This is a genomic window from Pseudomonas sp. WC1 (assembly GCF_050586565.1).
Classification (GTDB): domain Bacteria; phylum Pseudomonadota; class Gammaproteobacteria; order Pseudomonadales; family Pseudomonadaceae; genus Aquipseudomonas.
In genome coordinates this window covers 15,054-28,645 of record NZ_JBOBDQ010000005.1, presented here as the reverse complement: position 1 = coordinate 28,645, position 13,592 = coordinate 15,054, and the positions used below count along the sequence as shown (strand labels likewise).

Below are 13,592 nucleotides of genomic sequence, written 5' to 3'. Positions count from 1 at the left end.
GACTATCGTTCAAGACGGTTTTCCCGCGCCGGGACCGAAGCGTTGAAACACTTTTCTGTCCAGACGCATCGCGCAATGCCCCAGTGCCGCCTTGAGTTCCTTCTCCACGGTGCGTGTGGAAATGCCGAAGCGCTGGGAGATTTCCTGGTGCGATGCCTCCTCCAGCCGCGCGGCGATGAAGATCCGCCGACGTCGGGCCGGCAGCTCGTAGAGCGCGCCCAGCAGGCTCTGGATCTCGCGCTGACCGCCGACGATGCGTGCCGGGTCCTGGTCCTCGGCCACCTGCAGCAGCGTTTCGATCTCCGCGCCGGTGAGCAGCCGGGCATCGGCCTCGCGGCGGTCGGCGGCAACGTTCAAGGCCATGCGGTACAGGTAGGCACCAGGCTTGTGCAGGTCGTGCGCGGCGTCCATGCGATCCACGCGCAAGTAGGTTTCCTGCAGCACGTCGTTGGCCAGGTCGTCCGAGCCGAGCCGCCGCCTCAGACGGACCCTGAAGGTGTCGTAGGAGGTCAGAAACAGCTTGACCAGCGCACTGTCCCGAGGTTTGTTCATGCCGCCGCAGCTCCTTGCGAAAGAGGGCAATCCATAGGTTCCGGGCGCAGCAACAGGGTCAGCGGCTGTGCCAGTGAAGTCGGCGGCGCCTGCTCCAGGCGCACCGCCCGCAGCCGCTCGACCAGCGCGGCATCGCGGGCAAAGTCGCCCGTGGAGGCCAGCAGCCGGCTCTGCACCAGTTGCCCGCTGGCATCGATCCAGACCTGCACGGCCGCCCGGTAGCTGCCCGGGCGGGTCGACGGCCAAGCGCACAGAGCGCGCTCGACCGCGTGTTGCAATGCCACCGCATAACTGCCCGACGCCGGGCCTTCACTCCGGCCACGCCCGGGCGTTGTTCGCAGGCGCAACGGTTGCAGGGTGAATCCACCGCTGCCGTGGCGCGCCTGCAGACCGGTACCTTGCAACAAGCGATGCAAACCCTCGCGCGGCGTGTAGCGGCCGCGCAGCGGGCTGGAGCGCTGGCCGGCGAGCAACGCCTGGTCGACCAGCACCGCCAGGCCACTCTGCCGGCCGAAGCTGTCCAGCGCCCGGTCCAGCGCCTGCGCCGGTAGGTCGAAGGTCAGTATCGGCTGGCCACGCGCCCCTGGCGCCGCCACCAGCCAGGCCAGTATCAGCGCGCCGGCCACAAGCAATGCACGCACGGGAGATCTGGCCTCCTTGCTGGCCGCCGTCGCCGGGGGAAACGTCATCCTGGGGCCTGTGTATGACGCTGTGGTGACAGGCCTCGGCAATCAAAGCTTCACCCCGTCCCATGCTGGCAGCGAATAGACTGGCGCAAGGAATGACTGCACGGAGAAGCACCATGATTCGACTGTCGCTGATCACTTTGCCGCTGCTGCTGGCCTGCGCCCTGCCGGCGCTGGCCGAACCGTCCAAGGGCTGCATCGACGTGCAGGTCGGGCAATCGCGGGCACTGGCCTACGACTGTCTGACCCGACAGCTGCAAGGGGCCGATCCGCGCGCCGCCAAGGGCCTGCGCGATCAGCTCGACCCGGTCAGGCAGATGCAGCGCAGGGCACCAAACCAGATGGGCTTGGCGACACCGGCAGCGACCTCCACGCGCATGGGCAACAGCTTTGGCAGTTCGGTGTTGCCACAGCGGCCTTGATGGGTCTGACGATGGATCTACAGCGCTTGATCTCACAGGCGCTGCAACTCTCCCGCCAGCCACCAACCACTACCCCTCCCTGCGCAACAGATAGGTATCCATGATCCACCCCTTGCGCCGTCGCGCCTCATCGCGCAACTGAAGGATGCGCCCCTTCACCGCCTGCAACGGCCCGCTCACCAGCAGCTCGTCCGGCGTGCCCAGGTAGGCGCCCCAGTAGATCACCAGTTGCGGATCATCCAGGGCGGCGAACGCGCACTGGCCATCGAGCATCACCAGCACATTGTCGATCCGCGTCTGTTCGCCCAGGCGTCGCCCCGGCAGCACGGTCAGCGGCTCGCCGATACGGTTGAGCGGGATCTGGTGACGGGCGGCCAGCGCCTGGATGCTGCTGATGCCGGGAATCACCTGCAAGGCAAGCGTCAGGCCGCGTTCGCGGACCAGGTCGAGAATACGCAGGGTGCTGTCGTACAACGCCGGCTCGCCCCAAAGCAGGAACGCGCCGACATCATCGCTGCCCAGCTCATCCTCGATCAGCCGGGCGTACAATGCGGCGCGCTGGGCGTGCCAGTCCTGCACGGCGCCGACATAATCCGGCGCCTGGCCGTCCCGGCGCGGGTCCTCGACCTGCACCAGGCGGTAACCGCCCTCGGGCAGGTAGCGCTCGAGGATGGCCCGGCGCAGGCGCACCAGTTCGTCCTTGTCGCTGCCCTTGTCGAGCACGAAGAACACCGTGGCGCGCCGCAGCGCCTCCACCGCCTCGTAGGTGACCTGGCGAGGATCGCCCGGTCCGATACCGATCAGTAGAAGCTGTTTCATCGCCTGCCCTGCCTGGTTGCCGGTGGTCATTGTCGACCGACCACCGACCGTTTGGCAAAGCGGGTCAGAAGATCGAGAAGTTGTAGCTTACAATGACCCGGGTTTCGTCCATGTCACGCGCCCACTTCTCGTAGTTGCTGCGGTAGGTGGAGTTGCGCAGGCGCACGCTGACGTCCTTGAAGGTGCCGCTCTGCACCTGGTACTTCAGCTCGCTGTCGCGTTCCCATTCCTTGCCTTCGGCGTTGCTGCCAGGGACCTTCACATTGTCGCCATTGATGTAGCGGGTGAAGAAGGTCAGGCCGGGCACGCCCAGGGCCTTGAAATCGTAGTCGTAGCGCACCTGCCAGGAACGCTCCTGGGCGGCGGCGAAGTCGTTGACCTGGGCATAGTTGACCAGATAGGGGTTGGTGCCGTCGAGGTACGGCATGGCGCTGTCGCCGTACATGCGCTGCCAGCCGGCGCTGAGCTTGTGCCCACCCAGGCTGTAGCCAAGCATGCCGCTGAAGGCGCGGTGGTCGATGCGCCCGGCACGGGCATTGCCGATGTCGTCGCTCTTGATCACCCGCAGGTCCGCCGACAGCGTGCCGACTTCCAGCGGCTGGCTGGCGACCAGCCCGAGGAAGTGCTGGCGGTAGATGTTTTCCAGCTTGGACACCTGGTACTGCGCGCTGACGCGGTCGTTGAAGCGGTAGTCGACGCCGGCCAGGTCGAAATGATCGGCCTCGATATCGCAGGCATAGCGCTTGTTCTTGCAGTGCACGCGGATGTCCTGGCGGTCGGTGGAATCCCGCGCGGTGTACTGGTTCAGGCGTGCCAGGGTGAACTTGAGGTCGCGCACTTCCTCGGAGGTCAACCAGGCGCCATGGAACATGGTCGGCAGCAGGCGCCCATCGTTGTACTTGAGCAGCGGCACGTCCGGCATCATCGAACCGTACTTGAATACCGTGTTGGACACCTTCACCTTGCCGGCGATGCCCATCTTGGCGTACTGGTCGGCGGAATGGCGCGGGTCGTGCCCGGACGACGGCAACAGGCCGCTATTGCTGTCGGCGGGACTGGAGTCGAGCTTGAAACCAATCATCCCCAGCGCATCCACGCCGAATCCGACCGGTCCCTGGGTATAACCGGACTGAACATTGAGAATAAAGCCCTGCGCCCACTCTTCGCGCTTCGACGCGCCTTGCTTGGAACTGGTGTGGCCGTCACGGAAGTCCCGGTTGAAATAGACATTGCGTGCTTCGACCTTGGCACTGCTGTCTTCAAGAAAACCGGCGGCCTGGGCGTTGACACCGGCACACAGGAAGAACAAGCCGGCAACTCGGCGCCCGGGGGCGAGGGGGAAAGGGGCAAACATGCGAAGGAACATCCAGAAGAAAGACGAAAAACCATCCGGGCAGTCATCTGCACCGGCACTACGCGATGAACGAATACACTTCGACCATCATCCATAATTTTCCGCCAAGGGCTCTAGCCTAAGCCATGGGACCATGGTCTAAGGTGGTTGGCCGGGTCTTTTCGAATAACGCGTAAAAAATCGGCAAAGTTCCCGAGTAATTGATAGAAAGTTTGCTGTTTACCCACTCGCAAGCGACTACTACACTCTCGCTTAGCGAACAGCTTTACCCATCCACGTGGCCGGCGTTCAGTCTGGTTTCATGTTCGTCACGTCCCGCCACGGCAGACTTACAGGAGTGAAGACAGTGTCCAGACTTGCAGAGTTTCGTGCTGCCGAAAAAGCGCTCAAGGAACAGATGGCACAACTGGAAGCGCTGAAAAAGGATGCCGGCCTTAAACGCGAAATCGAATTCGAGCAGAAACTAGTCGGCCTGATGAAAAGCTATGACAAGAGCCTGCGCGATATCATCGCCATTCTCGACCCGAAAGCCGTGACCCGCGCCCCGGCCGCGGTCAAGCAGCAACGCCGCCCGCGGGTGGTAAAGGTCTACGCGAACCCCCATACCGGCGAGCGGATCGAGACCAAAGGCGGCAACCACCGCGGGCTGAAAGCCTGGAAGGAACAGTACGGGGCGCAGACGGTGGAAAGTTGGGTGCGCTGATGAAACCTCGACACCTGCTTCACACTTTTTTCACACCCGCAGGCTCAGTATCGAACCAGCTAAAGGACTAGCGACCCCATCACGCGCCCGCACATGCGGGCCTCTAATTCCGGCGCCCCGCACTCGTGCGGGGCGCTTTCATTTGCGCTGCTGGTTGACTTCCGTATCATGGCAAACCTATTCAAGGCCCTGATTCCGGAGTACCCATGAGCCTGCACGATCTGCAAACCCTCCCCGGCGTGACCGCCCAACCAGACACCGCCACCGCCCAATTCGTGTTCAACCACACCATGCTGCGGGTCAAGGACATCGAGAAGTCCCTGGACTTCTACACCCGCGTGCTGGGCTTTCGCCTGGTGGACAAGCGCGACTTCCCGGAGGCGGCTTTCAGCCTGTATTTCCTGGCCCTGGTCGACCCGGCGCAGATTCCTGCCGATGACGCCGAGCGCCATCAGTGGATGAAATCGATCCCAGGCGTACTCGAGCTGACCCACAACCACGGCACCGAGAACGACCCCGACTTCGCCTACCACAATGGTAATACCGACCCACGCGGTTTCGGCCACATCTGCATTTCGGTACCGGACGTACGTGTTGCCTGCGCCCGCTTCGAGGCGCTGGACGTCCCGTTCCAGAAGCGCCTGCAGGATGGCCGCATGAACCACCTGGCCTTCGTCAAGGACCCGGACGGCTACTGGGTCGAGGTCATCCAGCCGACCGAACTCAAGGGCTGATACCCACCGGTCGCGCTCGTCGGGCCGGGAACCCTCGGCCCCTCGCTGTGGTATATGGAAGTAACGCCTGTTCCAAGCCACAGCGAGGTAAGGACGATGCAAACCCTTCACTGTGAATACCGCGACCACACCATCACCGCCAGCGTGATGCCCCACCCCGACTCTCCCCTGCCCTATGCTGCAGGCTGCGTGATCACCGACCCTGCCGGCCACAGCAGCAGGCGACTATCGATGCCGATGAAGTTCTTCGCCGACCTGGAGAATGCCCAGCACGTCTCCCTGGCCCATGGCCGGGCACTGGTTGACCAGCAGCTGGATGACAAGGATCAGCGGGTGTTCTGATAACCCCACGCCAGCAGCCAGCCCCCACAGTGTGGGAGCCGGCTTGCCGGCGATGCGGCGCGCAGCGGCGCCCTTCTACACCTAATCAGCCTTCACGGGCATACGCCACGGCCGCCGCCACCTGTTCGGCTGTCGGCCGGACCCCGGTGTACAACACGAACTGCTCCAGCGCCTGAAGCGCGATGACGTCGAGGCCGGTGATCACCGGTTTGCCCAGCGCCTCGGCGGCGCGGATCAGCGGTGTGCGTGCCGGCAGTGCAACCACATCGAATACCCGCTCGGCCGCCGCGATTGCGGTTTCGCTGAAGGCCAGCTGGTCGGCCTCCGGACCCCCGGCCATGCCGATCGGCGTGACGTTGATCAGCATCGGCGGGCAACGGTCCTGCAGTTCAGGCAGCCAACGGTAGCCGCAAACATCCGCCAGTTGCCGCCCGGCCTGCTCGTTGCGGGCGACGATGATGCCGTCGCGAAAACCAGCGTCGCGCAGCGCGCTGGCCACCGCCTTGGCCATGCCACCGCTGCCGCGCAGGGCGAAGCCGGTCGCCGGGTCGACCCGCCGCTCGGCCAGTAGCTGCCGTACCGCCAGGTAGTCAGTGTTGTAGGCCTTCAGATGGCCTGCGGTATTGACCAGGGTGTTCACCGAGTCGATGGCCGCAGCCGAGGGGTCGACCTCGTCCACCAAGGCCAGGCAGGCTTCCTTGTAGGGCATCGATACGCCGCAACCGCGAATACCCAGGGCGCGGATGCCGGCCACGGCGGCCGGCAGGTCCTGGGTGGTCATGGCCTTGTAGTAATAGTCCAGGCCCAACTGCTGATACAGATGGTTGTGAAAGCGTACGCCGAACGTACCGGGGCGCCCGGCCAGGGAAATGCACAACACGGTGTTCCTGCTCGGTGAATGGCTCATCGCGGCTCCTCTGTCATGGCTGAATCGATTGCGCCAGCGTACCAGACCCCGCCGCCGGTCGCCCCTTACATAACCTTTACCCTTTGCCATGGCGCGGTTGACCGAGAGTGCGGTCATAGTAGACAGACCCCGAACGTGGGGTTGTCTTGCGAGGTGTCGCCATGAAGCGTTTCATCCCCGGAATCGCCCTGCTGGTCGGCGCGCTGGCAATCAGCGGGCAAGCCTCGGCCCATGGTGGCGGCTGGTACGGCCCGGGGCCGGTGATCGGCGCGGCCGTGGTGGGCGCGGTGGTCGGGGCGGCCGTATCGGGCGGCCACGACCGCACTGTCTACGTCGAACGCCAACCGGCCTACTATCCACCGCCACCGGTCTATGTGCAGGCGCCGCCACCGCCGGTGTATTACCAGCCCTATGTGGTCGAGCGCTATGTGCCCGCCCCGCCGCCGGTCTACCGCCGCTATTATGGCCCGCCGCCGGTGTACTACGGCCCGCCGCGCTGGTAAGCGGCATAGTTGATAAAAGCAATGACCACTATCGAGGACATTGATTTCAAACCCTGAAGACGCCTGGGTAAGGTAGGGCCATGTTCGAGAGGAGATCCGCCATGGCCCCGATCCAGATCATGTCCGTTGTCGGCAGCGCAGTCCCCAGCAGCCTGCGCCAACAGGGCCTTTTGGCCTGCTGGTACCTGCTGCGCGACGGTGAAGCCATCAGCGGCCCGTTGACCAGCCGCCGCTGCGCCGAGACCCTGGCCGGCCGCTTGCTCGACCAGACCTTGGTCGCCTGACCCCGAATTTGTTGTGTGTTGCTCCCTAAGCCCTTGTAGCCCGCCACCCGGCGGGCTTTTTTTGCTCGCCAGCCAGCCGCCTACAAATGCCCCGCCCACACGGCAAGTGGCAGTGGCGGTTGCTGGTCGAGGATACGGCGCCAGATCAAGCTCAACCGCTCGCCATCGAATAGGGAGGCGGCACCGCCACCAATCCAGCCCCTGGGCTGGATCACCGTCCATTGCCCTGCGGCATCACGCCGGGCCATTTCGAAGCGGAAACTGTAGTTGCCTGGCATGCCCATGCGCAGGTCGGTGACCACCAGCGAGTCACCCATGATGTCGTAGCGCAGCCAGTCATCGGTGAACCAGCGCAGGCGCTCGTACAGTGGCGAGCCCGCCAGTACCTTGGCAGCCTCCAGATTGCGCGACTGGTGCAGCATCTCCGGAGGTTCGCGATCGAACCCGCTGCTCACGCCCTCGTAGTAATCGCCATCCGGGGTTTTCGCCAGCACCCGCCAGATCAGGCTGTTGAAGGCGATGGGCACCGCGCGGACCTCACTGGCCTCGACCCCCTGCGCCTGCAAGGCCAGGTGGAAACGTTGCTCGGCGGCCATGCGCCCGGCCAGGCCGAAGCCCAGGTAGAGCGTGCTGAGTCCCAGTGCCAGGCACAGCATCGCGGTCGCCCTGCCCTTCAGGCCCCTGATCGCCGCATAGCCCACCGCCAGCAGCAACGGCACGGTATACACCGGGTCGATGATGAATACCGCCGCCCAGCTTTCCGGCGTCAGGTGCAGGGGCCAGAACAGCTGGGTGCCATAAACGGTGAAGGCGTCGAGCACCGGGTGGGTGACCAGTGCCAGCCAGAAGGCCAGGAACAGCCTGCCTGGGGTATAGCCTCGGCCTGGCCAACGCCAGGCGACCAGCCAGGCAAGCAACAGGGCCAGGCCGGTCAGGACGAAGATCGAATGGGAAAAGCCACGGTGGAAGGTCATCTGCGACACCGGGTCGGCGTAGCGGATCACCACATCCAGGTCGGGCAATGTCCCCAGGGCGGCGCCGTAGATCAGCGAGCGGCGGCCCTGGATACGGCCCAGTACGGCGCCTTGCAGGGCCGCGCCGAGCACGGCTTGGGTGATTGAGTCCACGGCAAACGTCTCGTGCAGGGTCTATCAGATGGCGTGACGCAACATCGCCAGTACCTGCGCATGCAACGCCGGATCGCCACACGCCACCACGCAGCCCCCGTCCTGGGCCGAGCCGCCATCCCAGGAGGTGATGACCCCACCCGCGCCTTCGATGATCGGCATCAACGCCTGCACGTCGTACGGCTGCAGGCTGGCCTCGACGATCACATCGACGAATCCGGACGCCAGCATGCAGTAGGCATAGCAATCACCGCCATAACGCATCAGCCGGGCCTTGCCGGCGACCGCCTCGAACGCCGCCTTGCGCGCCGGGGTGTCGAACATGTCGGGGGTGGTGCACATCAGCGTGGCCGACGCCAGGTCGGCGCAGGCGCGGGTCTTAAGCGCCTTGCCATTGCGCCAGGCGCCGTGCGGGGTGCCGATGAAGCGTTCGCCGGTGAACGGCTGGTTCATCACCCCGAGCACCGGGCGGGTACCGTCGTTGAGAGCGATCAGCGTGCCCCACAGCGGCAGGCCGGTGATGAAGGCGCGGGTGCCATCGATCGGGTCGAGTACCCAGGTCAGCGGGCTGCTGCCCAGTGCCGCGCCCTGCTCTTCACCCAGTATACCGTGGGTGGGATAGTGAGCCTGGATCAGCGCGCGCATGGCCTCTTCGGCGGCCTTGTCGGCGATGGTCACAGGGTCGTACAGGCGCCCCCCCTTGTCCTCGACATCCAGGCTGGCACGAAAGTAAGGCTGGATCGCCGCCGCGGCGGCATCGGCCAGTTGCTCGGAGAAAGAGCGGAATTCGCCGATCTGTTCAGCGCTCAGGGACATGGGGCGGTCTCGTTGTGGGATGGGATGCGCATCATACCCGAGTCGTGCGCGGACACACCTGCGGCGTCACCCATGATATTGTTATGCCATTATCGCCGCTTCATTTAACCGTCACTGATTCGTTGTACTAGGATAGCTAGCAGCCCCGATCGCCCGGCCGACAGTCAAGGATGCTGGTTGCTGGCGCAAGGGCCTCCGTTCCACCGTCTATCATGGATGACACGATGAATTCGCACCTGCTTTTTCCGCAGATCGGTAAAGTCATAGCCAGTACCGGCAGCCGCCATTTCCCCCGGCACCTGCACGACCTGATCCAGACCCACCTGACCATCGACGCCACGCATATCCGCCAACTGCGCATCAACCCGGCCTGCGCCAGCCAGCCAGACGCGACCCTGATCAGCGAGACGGTGTTCAGCGCCGGCGATACGGGTGACGGCTTCGACGACCCGGCGCGCCTGCACCTGGCTCGGCGCAAGGATGGTTTCCGCTACGAAATCACGGTCTTGCGGGCCGACACCCGCGTTGGTTTCTCAGCTACCGATCGCAGCCGGCTGGAGGACATTTCGCCCTTGTTGCTGCCCATGCTGGAAAAACACATCAATGCCCTGCAGCCTGCCGCGCCGGTACCCGCAGACCCTGACAGCCTCGAACAGCGTTTTCTCGAACGCCTGCGTCAGACCAGCATCCGCCTGTCGGAACGTGAGATGCAAGTGTGCGAGGGCTTGCTGGCCGGGCGCACGGCGCCGCAGCAAGCCGAGCATCTGCGGCTCAAGGTCAATACGGTGGAAAGTTACCTGCGCCGGGCGGCGATCAAGCTGGGCATCAGCGGCCGCCACTCGCTGATGCGCTGGATGTATGCAGAGATCTAGTGTGGTGTTTCACAAATAACGACCATAACTCGCGGCGCTTTTTTTGCGCTCATGCGGCGTTGTCGCTCCTCGCCGTAGCTGGGCTACGACTCGTCGCGACGCCTTGCTTGAGCACAAAAATCGCTGCGATTTATTGGTCGTATTTGCAAAACACCACACTAGCCAGACCGAATGCCCACAGGCACGCAAGATCGAGCACCGCGGAAGCGGCGCTCGATCCCGAGCGCTCAGGCCTAGTCCCGTGCCAACGCCTCGATAGGGTCCAGACGCGCCGCATTGCGCGCCGGCACGAAGCCGAACACGATGCCGATCAAGGTCGAGCAGACGAACGCCGTGACCACCGACCCCAGTGAAAACACCATCTCCCACTGCTTGACGAAAAGCGCGAACAGATACCCGATCCCATAGGACAACCCGATCCCGATCACCCCGCCGATCAGGCAGACCATCACCGCCTCCACCAGGAACTGCTGGCGGATATCCGACTGCCGCGCCCCCACTGCCATGCGGATGCCGATCTCGCGGGTGCGCTCGGTAACCGACACCAGCATGATGTTCATCACCCCGATCCCCCCCACCACCAACGAAATCACTGCGATCAGCGACAGCAGCAGGGTCAGCGAGCGGCTGGTCTTCTGCACGGTCTGCATGATGCTGTCGAGGTTGTTGGTGAAGAAATCCTTGGTGCCGTGGCGCTGCAGCATCAGTTTGTTGACCTCCTCCTCCACCCGCTTGCTCGGCATGCCGTCCTTGATCCGCACACTGATGCTGTCCAGGTGGCGCTGGCCAAGCACGCGCCCGGCGGCGGTCTCGTAGGGCATCCACACGTTCAGGGTGTTGCCGGCGACGAACAGGTTCTTGTTCTCGGCGGTCACGCCGATCACCGTGCACGGCAAGTTGCCGACCAGGATCACCTGCCCAAGCGGGTTGAACCCATCGCCGAACAGGCGCTTGCGCGTGTTGTGGTCGATCACCACCACCTGTGCCTGGCGCCGGGCATCATCGGCGCTGAACACGATCCCTGCGGCCAAGGGGATGTTGCGCACCTGGAAGTACTGCTCGCTGACACCGTTTAGCTGCACATCGGCGTCGATGTTGCGGTAGCGCACCAGCGAACTCTGACCGATCACCGGGGTGGCGCTGTCGACGTAGTAGAGTTCGTTGAGCGCGGTCACGTCAGCCGGCACCAGGGTCTCGATGGCCTTGGCCCGGCTGTCGCCGAAACTGGTGCCGGAGTAGATGTCGATGGTGTTGCTGCCGATCGCCTGGATGTCCTTGAGCACGTAGCCCTTGGCGCCCTCGCCGATGGCCGAGATCGACACCACCGAAGTGATGCCGATGATGATCCCGAGCATGGTCAGCAGGGTGCGCATTCGGTGCGAGACCAGGGCGATCCAGGCCATCTTGAAGGCCTCGCGGAACAACCCGAGGCTGGCCACCAGCCGCCGTGGCGCCTGCTCGCGAGCGGGCGCCGCCTCGGCGGCCGGTGCAGTGGGCTCGGCGCGGGTGCGCCGGTCACTGACGATCTGCCCGTCGCTGACCTCGATGATCCGCTCGGCGTGGGCGGCGACCTTGGGGTCGTGGGTCACCAGGATCACCGTGTGCCCGGCGCCGTGCAGTTCCAGCAGGATGTTCATCACTTCCTTGCCGCTGGCGGTGTCGAGCGCTCCGGTCGGCTCGTCGGCGAGGATCACCTCGCCGCCGTTCATCAGCGCCCGGCAGATACTGACCCGCTGCTGCTGGCCCCCCGACAGCTGGCTGGGCCGGTGCGCCAGGTGTCCGCCCAGGCCCAGGCGGCCCAGCAGCTCCCGCGCCCGGGCATGGCGCCCGGCCTGCGCCACGCCGGCGTACACCGCCGGGATCTCGACATTGCGCAGGGCATCCAGGTGCGGCAACAGGTGGTAGCGCTGGAAGATGAAACCGAAGTGGTCACGGCGCAGCGCGGCCAGGGCGTCGTCGTCGAGATCACGGGTTTCCTGGCCGCTGACCTGGTAGCTGCCGGCGCTGGCATGGTCCAGGCAACCAAGGATGTTCATCAGCGTCGACTTGCCCGAACCCGAGGCGCCGATGATCGCCACCAGCTCGCCGGCATGGATCTCCAGGTCGATACCCTTGAGCGCCAGGAACTCGCGGTCGCCCGCCATGAAGCTGCGGCTGACCCCATCCAGGCGCAGCAGCGGCTGGTCCTCGAGCGCCGCCACTGCCCGCGCCGGCGACAGTTCCACGTTCATGTTCATGCTCACGCCCCCGCCTCGCCCGACACCGGCTCGCCGATCACCACGCGGTCGCCTTCGGCCAGGCCGTCCTTGACCTGCACCTTGACGTTGTTGTTGACCCCCGCCTGGACCTTGCGTACTTGGGCGAAGCCCTTGCCGTCGAGCACCCGCACCGGGAAGCTGCCGTCGGCGTCACGCGGCCCCAGCGCCGCCACCGGCACGGTGAGCACGCCCAGGGCGGTGTCGAGGACGATACGCACCTGGGCGGTCATCGAGATGCGCAGCCGGTGCTCGGGGTTGGGCACCTCGAACAACGCGTTGTAGAACACCGCGCTGGCCTGCTTGGCGGCGCCGCCGCTCTTGTCGCTGCTTTCCAGGTAGTTCTGCGGCGCAGGCTCGGTGCCGCGCAGCTTGGCGTAGTAACGTTTGTCGTCACCGAGGATGGTGAAGTACACCTGCTGGCCGGGGCTGATATGAATCACATCGGCTTCGGACACCTGGGCCTTGATGGTCATGGTGTCGAGGTCGGCGAGCTTGAGGATTACCGGCGCCAGCTGGTTGGAGATCACCGTCTGCCCTTCCTGGGTGACGATACCCACCACATGGCCATCGATCGGCGCGACGATACGGGTGTAGCCGAGGTTGACCCGGGCCGTGTCGATCTGCACCTGGGCGCTCTTGATCTGCGCGTCCAGCGAGCGCAGGTTGGCTTGTTGCACCTCGAACTCGGACTCGGCGTTCTCGAAGTCCTGGCGCGAGATCGACTCGTCGGCCTGGAGCACGTCGTAGCGTTCGTAGACCCGCTTGGCCTGCTTGAGCTTGGCCTGCACCGAGCGCCGCTCGGCCTGCAGCTTCTCGGCGTCGACCTCGGCCTGCCGCAGCGAGTTGCGCGGCACCAGCGGGTCGATTTCGGCCAGCCACTGGCCTTCGGCGACCTTGTCGCCAAGCTTCACCTTGAGCGACTTGAGTTGCCCTGAGACCTGGGCGCCGACGTCCACCTGGCGGATACCTTCCAGGGTGCCGGTGGCCAGCACCGCGTTTTCGATATCGCCACGCTCGACCGTGGCGGTGATGTACTGCGGCGGCTTGGCCGGGGCCTGCACCGCGTACAGCACGATGCCGGCGACCAGGGCCACGGCGACACCGAGGGTGATCTTGCGAAACTTCGTCTTTTCCATAAAACCGTTCTTCCTGAAGCTGATGAGGTCCCGTGGGAGCGGGCTTGCCCCGCGATAACGCCACTCCAAGGTGGCGC

General features: G+C 64.7%; 16 protein-coding genes. 7 read left to right on the top strand and 9 right to left on the bottom strand.

Annotation, left to right across the window (positions count from 1 at the left end; genetic code table 11):
* Window positions 1-9 precede the first annotated feature (9 nt).
* On the bottom strand, window positions 10-552 hold the full coding sequence (locus ACQ4OD_RS03405) for an RNA polymerase sigma factor (protein ID WP_102683893.1): 543 nt from the start codon (window positions 550-552) through the stop codon (window positions 10-12).
* The gene (locus ACQ4OD_RS03400; RefSeq protein WP_430943881.1) at window positions 549-1,193 is read right to left on the bottom strand and encodes a secretin and TonB N-terminal domain-containing protein; all 645 of its coding nucleotides are present in this window, start codon (window positions 1,191-1,193) and stop codon (window positions 549-551) included. The genes ACQ4OD_RS03405 and ACQ4OD_RS03400 overlap by 4 nt, the downstream gene beginning before the upstream one ends.
* A gap of 161 nt (window positions 1,194-1,354) precedes the next feature.
* Here ACQ4OD_RS03400 and ACQ4OD_RS03395 point away from each other — a divergent pair, with 161 nt between their 5' ends.
* Window positions 1,355-1,660: a hypothetical protein gene (locus tag ACQ4OD_RS03395; RefSeq protein ID WP_139671325.1), complete on the top strand. Its 306-nt coding sequence runs from the start codon at window positions 1,355-1,357 to the stop codon at window positions 1,658-1,660.
* Between the two features lie 69 nt (window positions 1,661-1,729).
* On the opposite strand, the gene cobF is transcribed toward ACQ4OD_RS03395, so the two are convergent.
* Both cobF and ACQ4OD_RS03385 read right to left on the bottom strand, forming a co-directional pair.
* Entirely contained in the window at window positions 1,730-2,479 is a 750-nt protein-coding gene (gene cobF / locus ACQ4OD_RS03390; protein ID WP_198754339.1) for a precorrin-6A synthase (deacetylating), read from the bottom strand.
* Between the two features lie 64 nt (window positions 2,480-2,543).
* Complete coding sequence (locus tag ACQ4OD_RS03385; RefSeq protein WP_111532766.1) at window positions 2,544-3,833, bottom strand: OprD family porin; 1,290 nt, start codon at window positions 3,831-3,833, stop codon at window positions 2,544-2,546.
* Window positions 3,834-4,179: 346 nt separating this feature from the next.
* Here ACQ4OD_RS03385 and ACQ4OD_RS03380 point away from each other — a divergent pair, with 346 nt between their 5' ends.
* From ACQ4OD_RS03380 to ACQ4OD_RS03370, 3 genes are all read left to right on the top strand, one after another.
* The gene (locus ACQ4OD_RS03380) at window positions 4,180-4,536 is read left to right on the top strand and encodes a histone-like nucleoid-structuring protein, MvaT/MvaU family (protein ID WP_046855429.1); all 357 of its coding nucleotides are present in this window, start codon (window positions 4,180-4,182) and stop codon (window positions 4,534-4,536) included.
* A gap of 206 nt (window positions 4,537-4,742) precedes the next feature.
* Window positions 4,743-5,270, top strand: coding sequence for a lactoylglutathione lyase (gene gloA / locus ACQ4OD_RS03375; RefSeq protein WP_102683890.1), 528 nt, complete (start codon window positions 4,743-4,745; stop codon window positions 5,268-5,270).
* A 96-nt stretch (window positions 5,271-5,366) separates the two neighbouring features.
* Complete coding sequence (locus tag ACQ4OD_RS03370; RefSeq protein ID WP_023630255.1) at window positions 5,367-5,612, top strand: hypothetical protein; 246 nt, start codon at window positions 5,367-5,369, stop codon at window positions 5,610-5,612.
* An 85-nt stretch (window positions 5,613-5,697) separates the two neighbouring features.
* Here the strand turns inward: ACQ4OD_RS03370 and ACQ4OD_RS03365 are convergent, their stop codons facing one another.
* On the bottom strand, window positions 5,698-6,519 hold the full coding sequence (locus ACQ4OD_RS03365) for a shikimate 5-dehydrogenase (RefSeq protein ID WP_198754341.1): 822 nt from the start codon (window positions 6,517-6,519) through the stop codon (window positions 5,698-5,700).
* 161 nt (window positions 6,520-6,680) lie between these two features.
* Here ACQ4OD_RS03365 and ACQ4OD_RS03360 point away from each other — a divergent pair, with 161 nt between their 5' ends.
* Window positions 6,681-7,022, top strand: coding sequence for a hypothetical protein (locus ACQ4OD_RS03360; RefSeq protein WP_038706052.1), 342 nt, complete (start codon window positions 6,681-6,683; stop codon window positions 7,020-7,022).
* A 101-nt stretch (window positions 7,023-7,123) separates the two neighbouring features.
* Entirely contained in the window at window positions 7,124-7,306 is a 183-nt protein-coding gene (locus tag ACQ4OD_RS03355; RefSeq protein WP_023632068.1) for a hypothetical protein, read from the top strand.
* Between the two features lie 80 nt (window positions 7,307-7,386).
* On the opposite strand, the gene ACQ4OD_RS03350 is transcribed toward ACQ4OD_RS03355, so the two are convergent.
* Complete coding sequence (locus ACQ4OD_RS03350) at window positions 7,387-8,433, bottom strand: metal-dependent hydrolase (RefSeq protein ID WP_139671337.1); 1,047 nt, start codon at window positions 8,431-8,433, stop codon at window positions 7,387-7,389.
* Between the two features lie 24 nt (window positions 8,434-8,457).
* Window positions 8,458-9,249, bottom strand: a complete 792-nt coding sequence (gene hisN, locus ACQ4OD_RS03345) for a histidinol-phosphatase (RefSeq protein ID WP_139671339.1) — start codon at window positions 9,247-9,249, stop codon at window positions 8,458-8,460.
* Window positions 9,250-9,473: 224 nt separating this feature from the next.
* Here hisN and ACQ4OD_RS03340 point away from each other — a divergent pair, with 224 nt between their 5' ends.
* On the top strand, window positions 9,474-10,121 hold the full coding sequence (locus ACQ4OD_RS03340) for a helix-turn-helix transcriptional regulator (protein ID WP_139671342.1): 648 nt from the start codon (window positions 9,474-9,476) through the stop codon (window positions 10,119-10,121).
* A gap of 233 nt (window positions 10,122-10,354) precedes the next feature.
* Here ACQ4OD_RS03340 and ACQ4OD_RS03335 read toward each other — a convergent pair whose 3' ends face one another.
* Together ACQ4OD_RS03335 and macA are read right to left on the bottom strand one after the other, a co-directional pair.
* Window positions 10,355-12,358 (bottom strand): MacB family efflux pump subunit, encoded by a 2,004-nt coding sequence (locus ACQ4OD_RS03335; RefSeq protein ID WP_430943880.1) that lies wholly within the window; start codon window positions 12,356-12,358, stop codon window positions 10,355-10,357.
* A 2-nt stretch (window positions 12,359-12,360) separates the two neighbouring features.
* The gene (gene macA / locus ACQ4OD_RS03330) at window positions 12,361-13,515 is read right to left on the bottom strand and encodes a macrolide transporter subunit MacA (protein WP_430943879.1); all 1,155 of its coding nucleotides are present in this window, start codon (window positions 13,513-13,515) and stop codon (window positions 12,361-12,363) included.
* Window positions 13,516-13,592: the final 77 nt, after the last annotated feature.

Excerpts from the sequence above, each read along its gene's own strand:
- gloA (WP_102683890.1), top strand. The coding sequence starts at position 4,743 with ATGAGCCTGCACGATCTGCAAACCCTCCCCGGCGTGACCGCCCAACCA.
- ACQ4OD_RS03370 (WP_023630255.1), top strand. The coding sequence starts at position 5,367 with ATGCAAACCCTTCACTGTGAATACCGCGACCACACCATCACCGCCAGC.
- cobF (WP_198754339.1), bottom strand. The coding sequence starts at position 2,479 with ATGAAACAGCTTCTACTGATCGGTATCGGACCGGGCGATCCTCGCCAG.
- ACQ4OD_RS03360 (WP_038706052.1), top strand. The coding sequence starts at position 6,681 with ATGAAGCGTTTCATCCCCGGAATCGCCCTGCTGGTCGGCGCGCTGGCA.
- ACQ4OD_RS03385 (WP_111532766.1), bottom strand. The coding sequence starts at position 3,833 with ATGTTTGCCCCTTTCCCCCTCGCCCCCGGGCGCCGAGTTGCCGGCTTG.
- ACQ4OD_RS03355 (WP_023632068.1), top strand. The coding sequence starts at position 7,124 with ATGGCCCCGATCCAGATCATGTCCGTTGTCGGCAGCGCAGTCCCCAGC.
- macA (WP_430943879.1), bottom strand. The coding sequence starts at position 13,515 with ATGGAAAAGACGAAGTTTCGCAAGATCACCCTCGGTGTCGCCGTGGCC.
- ACQ4OD_RS03405 (WP_102683893.1), bottom strand. The coding sequence starts at position 552 with ATGAACAAACCTCGGGACAGTGCGCTGGTCAAGCTGTTTCTGACCTCC.
- ACQ4OD_RS03395 (WP_139671325.1), top strand. The coding sequence starts at position 1,355 with ATGATTCGACTGTCGCTGATCACTTTGCCGCTGCTGCTGGCCTGCGCC.
- ACQ4OD_RS03365 (WP_198754341.1), bottom strand. The coding sequence starts at position 6,519 with ATGAGCCATTCACCGAGCAGGAACACCGTGTTGTGCATTTCCCTGGCC.
- ACQ4OD_RS03335 (WP_430943880.1), bottom strand. The coding sequence starts at position 12,358 with ATGAACATGAACGTGGAACTGTCGCCGGCGCGGGCAGTGGCGGCGCTC.
- ACQ4OD_RS03340 (WP_139671342.1), top strand. The coding sequence starts at position 9,474 with ATGAATTCGCACCTGCTTTTTCCGCAGATCGGTAAAGTCATAGCCAGT.
- hisN (WP_139671339.1), bottom strand. The coding sequence starts at position 9,249 with ATGTCCCTGAGCGCTGAACAGATCGGCGAATTCCGCTCTTTCTCCGAG.